Annotated in this window: 8 protein-coding genes; 7 read left to right on the top strand and 1 reads right to left on the bottom strand. The window is 60.9% G+C overall.

The annotated features are described in order from the left end of the window. The first annotated feature begins 19 nt into the window (after positions 1–19). Together AGR2A_RS04370 and AGR2A_RS04375 are read left to right on the top strand one after the other, a co-directional pair. Complete coding sequence (locus tag AGR2A_RS04370; protein ID WP_072493991.1) at positions 20–1,651, top strand: Ppx/GppA phosphatase family protein; 1,632 nt, start codon at positions 20–22, stop codon at positions 1,649–1,651. Beyond that, a complete protein-coding gene (locus tag AGR2A_RS04375) occupies positions 1,648–2,388 on the top strand; it encodes an RlmE family RNA methyltransferase (protein ID WP_072493992.1) in 741 nt (246 codons plus the stop codon). The genes AGR2A_RS04370 and AGR2A_RS04375 overlap by 4 nt, the downstream gene beginning before the upstream one ends. On the opposite strand, the gene AGR2A_RS04380 is transcribed toward AGR2A_RS04375, so the two are convergent. Next, entirely contained in the window at positions 2,389–3,786 is a 1,398-nt protein-coding gene (locus tag AGR2A_RS04380) for an MDR family MFS transporter (RefSeq protein WP_072493993.1), read from the bottom strand. It abuts the gene before it with no gap. Between the two features lie 209 nt (positions 3,787–3,995). On the opposite strand from AGR2A_RS04380, the gene AGR2A_RS04385 reads away from it, so the two are divergent. From AGR2A_RS04385 to AGR2A_RS04410, 5 genes are all read left to right on the top strand, one after another. Beyond that, positions 3,996–4,997, top strand: coding sequence for an MBL fold metallo-hydrolase (locus AGR2A_RS04385; protein WP_072494865.1), 1,002 nt, complete (start codon positions 3,996–3,998; stop codon positions 4,995–4,997). A gap of 179 nt (positions 4,998–5,176) precedes the next feature. After that, positions 5,177–6,682, top strand: coding sequence for an IMP dehydrogenase (guaB, locus tag AGR2A_RS04395; RefSeq protein ID WP_037090860.1), 1,506 nt, complete (start codon positions 5,177–5,179; stop codon positions 6,680–6,682). A 112-nt stretch (positions 6,683–6,794) separates the two neighbouring features. Further along, entirely contained in the window at positions 6,795–7,196 is a 402-nt protein-coding gene (locus AGR2A_RS04400; RefSeq protein ID WP_034496309.1) for an MAPEG family protein, read from the top strand. Between the two features lie 150 nt (positions 7,197–7,346). Further along, positions 7,347–8,375 carry an alcohol dehydrogenase AdhP gene (gene adhP / locus AGR2A_RS04405; protein ID WP_004440101.1) on the top strand — a complete coding sequence of 343 codons (1,029 nt, stop codon included), beginning with the start codon at positions 7,347–7,349 and terminating at the stop codon, positions 8,373–8,375. Positions 8,376–8,493: 118 nt separating this feature from the next. Then, positions 8,494–9,369 (top strand): dienelactone hydrolase family protein, encoded by an 876-nt coding sequence (locus AGR2A_RS04410; protein ID WP_072493994.1) that lies wholly within the window; start codon positions 8,494–8,496, stop codon positions 9,367–9,369. Positions 9,370–9,530 lie beyond the last annotated feature (161 nt).

Genomic DNA, 9,530 nt, shown 5'->3' on the forward strand with positions numbered 1-9,530 from the left:
GTCTGCCCAACGAAACCTTATGAAAGCCTGCAGCATAGCGTCTACGCTTGTGCGCGGCGAAATGGACAAGACAGTGATCGACCCCGGAAACGGCCCAAAGCCGTCGGAACAAGGGGCGTCGGTGGCAAACAATGGGAAAGCGAAGCGTTCCCGTCGTGGCAAGAAACACAAGCGTGACGGTAAGCCCCGTGACGCCTCTGTGTTGTTGCATGATGTTGCCGCGGATGTTCCGGCCGGTTCCTCCTATGTATCGGCGCTCGAGCCGGATGCCGAGCCGCGCAAGAGAAAACGTCGCAGGCGTTCTCGAGGCAAAGGTGCGTCTCAGCCGGCATCTGCGGCTTCCCCTGTGCAGGTGCAGGCTTCAGCTGCAATTGACCCGGCCAATCCATCCTCCGTACCACCCGGTGGCGGGCGTAAGTCGCGTAACCGCAAACGCGGGCATCGCGATCCGCGTGGACGTGATCCGCAGGGCCGCCCGCTTGTCCCCAGCCATGCACCGAAACACGTCGGCAAGCAGAACGGTCGCGCCGGCGGCTCCGCGCAGGACCAGCACCGGCAGCAATCGGAAACATCAGCCCGTCACCCAGGGCGGCAGCACGAGCATGGCCCGGACGCGCCGGCGGATATGTATGCCGCGCTTGATCTCGGCACCAACAATTGCCGCCTGCTGATTGCGCAGCCGACGCGGCCCGGCCAGTTCCGGGTGGTCGATGCGTTTTCGCGCATCGTGCGGCTGGGTGAAGGGCTGGTATCGAGCGGCCGGCTTTCCGATGATGCGATGGACCGCGCGGTTGAAGCACTCAAGGTCTGCGCCGCAAAACTCTCCGGCCGCCCGATCCGGCGCATGCGGCTCATCGCCACCGAGGCTTGCCGCGCTGCTTCGAATGGCGAGGAATTTCTGGCGCGTGTTACGCGGGAAACGGGGCTTAAACTCGAAATCATCAGCCGCGAGACGGAAGCCCGCCTTGCGGTTTCGGGCTGCGCCTCCCTCGTCGGCCGTGAAGCGCGTTCCGTCGTGCTGTTCGATATCGGCGGCGGATCGTCGGAGATCGCCGTCATCAAGGTCGGGGAGAACCGCTCGAACCGGCTTGCCAACCACATCACCCACTGGACCTCGCTGCCCGTCGGCGTTGTTACTCTTTCCGAGCGCCATGGCGGCCGTGACGTGACGCCTGACGTTTTTGCTGCGATGGTGCGGGAAGTCGAAGGCCTGCTCGACGCCTTCCATTGCCCGCCGCTCGCGCCGCAAACGCATCACGAGGATTTTCACCTCATCGGCACATCAGGCACGGTGACGACGCTCGCGGGCGTTCATCTCGATCTGCCGCGATATGATCGCCGCAAGGTGGATGGTCTCTGGCTTTCCGATGCCGAGGTGACGGCGATGCAGGACAAGTTGCTGGCATGGGATTTCGCCGGCCGCGCCGCCAATGCCTGCATCGGGCCTGACCGGGCCGATCTGGTTCTCGCCGGCTGCGCGATTCTCGAGGCCATTCGCCGCCGCTGGCCGGCGCGCCGAATGCGCGTGGCGGATCGCGGTCTGCGCGAAGGCCTGCTGACGGATATGATGGCGGATGACGGCGCATGGCGGCGCAACCGCATAAGGCGCATGCAGATGGTACGGCAGGACAGGACGGAAGGTTTGACATGAGCAAGGCGCCAACAAGCACCAATCGCACCGGCCGCAAGATCGGCCAGAAGGTCAAGAAGACCAAGCTCAAGGCCTCGTCGCGCCGCTGGCTCGAACGTCATATCAATGACCCCTATGTGCAGCGTGCCAAGCTGGAAGGTTATCGCGCCCGCGCCGCCTTCAAGCTGTTGGAAATCAACGACAAGCACCAGATCTTGAAAGGGGCAAACCGCATCATCGACCTTGGCGCCGCCCCCGGAAGCTGGTCGCAGATCGCCGCCAAGGTGACGGATTCGACCGAGGACGATATCCGCGTTGCAGCGATCGATTTCCTCGAGATCGATCCCATTCCCGGCGTGAAAATTCTGCAGCTCGACTTCCTCGACCCGAGCGCGCCGGAAAAGCTGATGGAGGCCGTTGGTGGCACGCCCGATCTTGTTTTGTCGGACATGGCAGCACCCACCACCGGGCACCAGAAAACCGACCACATCCGCACCATGCATCTGTGCGAAGTCGCGGCCGATTTTGCCGTTCAGGTGCTTGCGGAAGGTGGCCATTTCCTTGCCAAGACCTTCCAGGGCGGCACGGAAAAGCAGCTGCTGGATATGCTGAAGAAGAACTTCAAGCAGGTTCTCCACATCAAGCCGGCGTCGTCACGCTCGGAATCGGTGGAAATGTTCCTGCTTGCCAAACACTTCAAGGGCCGCAAGACCGAGGCGGCGGATGCATCCGAAGCCGAAGAGGCCTCGAAAGACTGATTACTCCGCCGGTTGCGAGACCTTGCCGCGGTGGCCGGAAACGGCCGCACCCGCCTGTGCGTCCATGCGGATGATCGGCACGATGGCGAAGAGCGATACGAGCGCGACGATGGTGAAGGCGATGTGGAAATCGGCGAGCTGCAGATGCGTGCCCGACATCATGCTGCTGACTTCCAGAATGGAGGCAGCGAATGCAACGCCGAGCGCCAGGCTGATTTGTTGCAGCACGGAGGCCATGGACGTTGCCTGGCTCGCCTGACTGTCCTCGATATCGGAATAGCTGAGCGCGTTCGATCCGGTAAAGAAGAAGGACCGGGCAAATCCGGCCGTCACAAGAAAGATCATGATCAACGGGTATGGCGTTTCAGACGTGAAGAAACTGTTGGCGAGCGTCGTGAACGCGCCGACGATGCCCGCGCCGATCAGCGTCGAGCGAAATCCGGTCGCCGCAAACACCCGCTTGGCCATGAACTTGGTGGTGATCGCCCCGATGGCGCCGGCGAAAGTTATCATGCCCGACTGGAACGGGTTCAATCCGAAACCGATCTGCAGCATCAGCGGCATCAGGAAGGGAATGGCGCCCGTGGAGATGCGGAAGATGGTGCCGCCGACGGAGGCGGCCCGGAAGGTCGCGTTCTGGAAAATTCGAAAGTCCAGAATGGGGGCGGGGTGGTGCGCAGCGTGGCGCATATAAAGAAAACCGCAGATGAAACCGATGATGGTCGACGCGATGCCGATGGCTGGCGGGAGTGCAGGCAGGCTGACGACGGAGAGGCCGAACACCACGCCGGAGGCGGCGATGCCGGATAGCACGAAACCCTTTCCGTCCATTGGCGGCGGGTTGGTGGTTTCGATTTCCGGCAGGAAGATCGTCGAAAGCCAGATGCCGATGATGCCGATCGGCACATTGATCAGGAAGATCCAGTGCCATGAAAAATAGGTGGTGATGAAACCGCCGATGGGTGGACCGGTCAGCGGCCCCACGAGCCCCGGTATTGTCAGCAGCGCCATGGCGGAGACGAGTTCGCTGCGCTTCGTCGTGCGCAAAAGCACAAGGCGGCCCACGGGTGTCATCATCGCTCCGCCCATACCCTGCAGGAAACGCGAGAGTACGAATTCGAACACCGAAGACGAGACCGCGCAGCAGATCGACCCCACGACGAAGACGCCAATGGCGAAACGGAAGATTTTCTTCGCGCCGTATTTGTCGGCCATCCAGCCGCTGATGGGAATGAAAATCGCCAGAGCCACCATGTAGGCCGTTAAAGCCAGCTTGAGCGTAATCGGGCCGACATGAAGGTCTGCGGCAATTGCCGGAAGCGAGGTGGCGATGACGGTGGAGTCCATCTGCTCCATAAAGAGAGCGACTGCCAGGATGAGGGGAATGATGCGGTTCATGAGGCTGCCTGCGGCTTTCCGCTGCGACAAGGGATATCGCCGTCCGTCCTACGCCTGATAGGCGGGCTTGCCAACACGTTAATTACCAATTTCTGATGTTCCGATCAAACCTGCGTGAGGCCGGTTTCCTTGCAACTTTCTCGCTCTATTGTCCGTTGGGTGAGTTCAGTTGGCAATCACGGCCAGTTGGCGATATCGGAGACAAGATGATGACCCAATCCTTGAACATGAGCAGACGCGGCCTGATCGGTGCGGCCGGCGCAAGCGTTCTCGGCGCGCCGTTTTTGATGGCGCGCAGCGCAAATGCCCAGACCAACCAGCCGCAGACCTCGATGGAGATAGAGCACGCCATGCCGCCCGAAACCAACCGCTTCAAGCTCGGTAATTTCGAAGTGCTGGTGGTGAAGGATGGCGCGCGCGCGGCCCCCGATCCCGGCGAGACCTTCGGCACAGACCAGTCGGCCGAGACGGTCGGTAAATTGCTGGAAGACAATTTTCTGCCGACGGACCAGTTCGTCAATTCCTTCTCCCCCGTCCTCGTCAATACAGGGTCCGACCTCGTGCTGTTCGACACCGGTTTCGGTGAGGCCGGGCGCGGTGCGGGCAATGGTCGCCTGATCGAGGGCATGGCAGCCGCCGGTTACGCACCTGAAGATGTGACAGTGGTGGTGCTGACCCACATGCATGGCGACCATATCGGCGGCCTGATGGAGAAGGGCGCACCGGCCTTTTCCAAGGCACGTTATGTTTTCGGCCAGACGGAATATGATTTCTGGACGGATGAAAAGCGCGTCGGCACGCCGGCAGAGGGCGGTCACAAGGGTGTTCTCGCCAACGTGAAGCCGCTGGCCGAAAAGGCGACCTTCATCGGCGACGGTCAAGATGTGGTGTCTGGTATCACAGGCATAGCAGCCTTCGGCCATTCGCCGGGGCACATGATTTTCCGTGTCGAATCGGAAGGCAAGCAGCTGATCCTGACGGCGGATACGGCCAATCATTTCGTCCTGTCGCTGCAGAGACCTGACTGGGAAGTTAAGTTCGACATGGACAAGACGGCAGCCGCTGCGACCCGCAAGAAGGTCTTCGACATGATTGCCGCCGACCGGCTGCCCTTCCTCGGCTACCATATGCCTTTCCCGTCTGTCGGTTACGCAGAAAAGCTGGATACGGGTTATCGTTTCGTGCCGAAATCTTACCAGTTCGATATCTGATATCTGCTGCAATGCAGCAACAGGAAAAGCCCGGAAGCCGATTCCGGGTTTTTTCTATTCCCTTCCTGTCATGAACGTGTTACCAGCCCTCGCCAACTTCCAAGCAATCCTTGCACGGCGCCGGGGTGAACTTTTCGTTCCGGAGCGGCCACGCATTTTCAGTATGAAGGAATTTGGTCATGGCACGCATCATTCAAACACCCACTGGTTTGGACGCTCTCACATTTGACGATGTGTTGCTGCAGCCCGGACATTCCGAAGTCATGCCGGGACAGACGAATATCGCCACCCGCATCGCCCGCGATATCGATCTCAACCTGCCTATCCTCTCCTCCGCCATGGATACGGTCACCGAAGGTCGCCTCGCGATCGCCATGGCCCAGGCCGGCGGCATCGGCGTCATCCACCGCAACCTGACCCCCATCGAACAGGCCGAAGAAGTCCGGCAGGTGAAGAAGTTCGAAAGCGGCATGGTCGTCAACCCCGTCACCATCGGCCCGGATGCGACGCTTGCAGAAGCACAGGCGTTGATGAAGGCGCATGGCATTTCGGGTATTCCGGTGGTTGAAAACGGCGGTTCCGGCGGCCACAAGAACGGCCGCCTCGTTGGCATCCTGACCAATCGCGACGTCCGCTTCGCCTCCGATCCGCAGCAGAAAATCTACGAACTGATGACCCGCGAAAATCTGGTCACGGTCAAGGAAAGCAGCGTCGATCAGCAGGAAGCACGCCGCCTCTTGCACAAGCACCGCATTGAAAAGCTGCTCGTGGTGGACGCCAAGGGTAATTGCGTCGGCCTCATCACCGTCAAGGACATTGAGAAGTCGCAGCTGAACCCCAATGCCACCAAGGATGCGCAGGGCCGCCTTCGCGCCGCTGCCGCCATCAGCGTTGGTGCTGACGCCATCGAGCGCGCCGAGCGCCTCATAGATGCCGGCGTCGACCTTCTGGTTGTCGATACCGCGCACGGCCATTCGCAGCGCGTGCTGGATGCCGTCTCTCAGGTCAAGAAGATGTCGAACTCGGTTCGCATCATCGCCGGTAATGTCGCCACTGCCGACGGCACCAAGGCTCTGATCGATGCCGGCGCGGACGCCGTCAAGGTCGGTATCGGCCCGGGCTCCATCTGCACCACCCGCATCGTCGCCGGCGTCGGCGTGCCGCAGCTTGCGGCGATCATGTCGTCGGTTGAAGTCGCCAACGCGGCTGATATACCCGTCATCGCCGATGGCGGCATCAAGTTTTCGGGCGATCTGGCCAAGGCGATCGCCGCCGGCGCCTCGGCCGTCATGATCGGGTCGCTGCTTGCCGGCACGGATGAAAGCCCGGGCGAAGTATTCCTGTATCAGGGCCGGTCCTTCAAGGCCTATCGCGGCATGGGCTCCGTTGGCGCCATGGCGCGTGGTTCTGCCGACCGTTATTTCCAGGCTGAAGTGCGCGACACACTGAAGCTCGTGCCTGAAGGCATTGAAGGCCAGGTTCCCTATAAGGGCCCGGTCTCCGGCGTTCTGCACCAGCTGGCCGGCGGACTGAAGGCTGCCATGGGTTATGTTGGCGGCAGCAACATCAAGGAGTTCCAGGAACGCGCCACTTTCGTGCGCATTTCCAGCGCTGGCCTGCGCGAAAGCCACGCCCATGACGTGACAATCACCCGCGAAAGCCCGAACTACCCCGGCGCGGTTTGATCTTTCGAGCCGAATCCGTAAAAAGATAGGCTAGTTATTTGGCGCTCCCCGATTCATGCCGGATCGGGGAGCGTTTTCATGATTGGAGAAAAGCATGTCACCCACGACCGCAATGTTCTGGCCGATGATCGCCCATGTCGTTCTGGTCTTCTGGCTTTACGCGCTTCTGATCGTTCGGCGCAACAAATATGCATTCAAGGATCGCGAATCGGCGATCCGCCTCCGGGATCACGGCGAGGAGGCACGCGAAAGCCGTCTGGTGAACCGCAACATCGCCAACCAGTTCGAAGTGCCGGTCCTGTTCCACATTGCCTGCCTGCTGCTCTACATCACGGATGCGGACAATATCGTGACCGTTGTCCTGGCATGGCTTTTTGTGCTTTCGCGTTATGCGCATTCCTATGTCCACGTCACCAGCAACCGCCTGCGTCAGCGCGGCGCATTGTTTGGTATTGGTTTTGCGCTGGTCGTCTGCCTGTGGGGATGGCTCGCCATATGGTTGGCGCTGGAGTAAATCAGCACCGTGAGGTTGCTTCATAAGTGAGACAATCCCGGCCTGCAAAATGGTGCGATTTGCGATGGGTCAATTCCATGACGCCCCATCCCCGTTAATCTCTGCCTCGCCGTCGAGGATTTCAGGCGAGCAGAGATTAGGGAGTATGTCATGGCTAAGACAATGAAAGCGGCAGTCGTCCGCGCATTTGGAAAACCGCTGACCATCGAGGAAGTGGCGATACCGGATCCCGGCCCCGGTGAAATTCTCATCAACTACAAGGCGACGGGCATTTGCCACACCGACCTGCACGCCGCGACCGGCGACTGGCCGGTCAAACCCAACCCGCCTTTCATCCCCGGCCACGAAGGTGTCGGTTATGTCGCAAAGATCGGCGCTGGCGTCACGGGCATCAAGGAAGGTGATCGCGCCGGCACGCCCTGGCTTTATACCGCCTGCGGATGCTGCATCCCCTGCCGCACGGGCTGGGAAACGCTATGCCCGAGCCAGAAGAATTCCGGTTATTCCGTCAACGGCAGCTTCGCCGAATATGGCCTCGCCGATCCGAAATTCGTCGGCCGCCTGCCGGATAATCTCGATTTCGGCCCGGCCGCACCTGTCCTTTGCGCCGGCGTCACCGTCTACAAGGGTCTGAAGGAAACCGAAGTCAGGCCCGGTGAATGGGTGGTCATCTCGGGCATTGGCGGGCTTGGCCATATGGCCGTGCAATATGCCAAGGCCATGGGCATGCATGTTGTTGCCGCCGATATCTTCGATGACAAGCTGGCGCTTGCCAAAAAACTCGGCGCCGATGTCGTCGTCAACGGCCGTGCGCCTGACGCGGTGGAGCAGGTGCAGAAGGCGACCGGCGGTGTCCATGGTGCGCTGGTGACCGCGGTATCGCCGAAGGCCATGGAGCAGGCCTATGGCTTCCTGCGCTCCAAGGGCACCATGGCGCTTGTCGGCCTGCCGCCGGGCTTCATCTCCATTCCGGTATTCGACACGGTGCTGAAGCGCATCACGGTGCGCGGCTCCATCGTCGGCACACGACAGGATCTGGAGGAGGCGCTGACCTTCGCCGGCGAAGGCAAGGTGGCGGCTCACTTCTCGTGGGACAAGCTCGAAAACATCAACGATATCTTCCACCGCATGGAAGAGGGCAAGATCGACGGCCGTATCGTCGTGGACCTCGCCGCCTGATGTGAAAATCCGGAAGCGGCGCTCACGCAAATGTGTGGCGCCCCTTCCGACTGCCTTATTCCCCGCCCTTAGATCTGCGTTATCCTCCCGCATCCGTGCGTCCAAGGAGGATACAGCGATGGACAAGCCCAAGATTACGCAGGCCATGATCGACGCTTATGATGAGTATACCCATCTCAGCCTTGATCGCCGCAAATTCATGGAAAAGCTCACCGTGCTGGCCGGCTCCGGCGCGGCGGCGGCGGCAATTGCGCCCCTTCTTTCCGCCAACAGCGCCCGCGCCGCCATCGTCGCGCCTGACGATGCTGGCATTGTTGCGGAAGACGTGACCTATCCGGCGCCCGGCGGCGAGATGAAGGGTTATCTCGTCACGCCGAAATCGGCGTCCGGCCCCATCGGTTCCGTCATTGTCATTCACGAGAACCGCGGCCTCAACGACCATATCCGTGATGTGGCCAGACGCGTGGCGCTCGCCGGATTTCGGGCGCTTGCGGTCGATTTCCTCTCGCCGCAGGGTGGTACGCCCGCTGATGAGGAGAAGGCGCGGCAGATGTTCAGTGGTCTCGACATGGATGCAACTGTCGCCAATGCCGAAGCGGGACGGGTCTGGCTTGCGGCAAGGCAAGGGGCGAATGGCAAGGTCGGCGCCATCGGTTTCTGCTGGGGCGGCGGGCTGGTCAACCGTTTCGCCACCAAGTCGGAAGGTCTGAATGCCGGCGTCGCCTATTACGGTCAGCAGGTCCCGGCGGCCGATGTGCCGGCCATAAAGGCACCGCTGCTTTTGCATTATGCCGGTCTCGACGAGCGCATCAATGCCGGCATCGATGCTTACAAGAAGGCGCTGGAGGAAAACGGCAAGACCTTCGAGATTTTCGTCTATGACGGCGTCAACCATGCCTTTAACAATGACACGTCTTCGGCGCGCTATGACAAGGCGGCTGCTGATCTCGCCTGGGGGCGGACGGTGGAGTTTTTCAGGAAATATCTGGGGTGATTGGGTTTTGAGCGGGCAGCTGTTCTTCTCGCCGGCGGGGGAGGCGGAAATGCTTTTGGATGTTGTCCATTGAGAGCGAACCGAGGCGCGTCGGGCTCACCCCCCTCTGCCCTGCCGGGCATCTCCCCCTCAAGGTGGGAGATCTGCAAGAGGCGCTACCG

The sequence above is a fragment of the Agrobacterium genomosp. 2 str. CFBP 5494 genome (assembly GCF_900013495.1).
Classification (GTDB): Bacteria; Pseudomonadota; Alphaproteobacteria; order Rhizobiales; family Rhizobiaceae; genus Agrobacterium; species Agrobacterium pusense.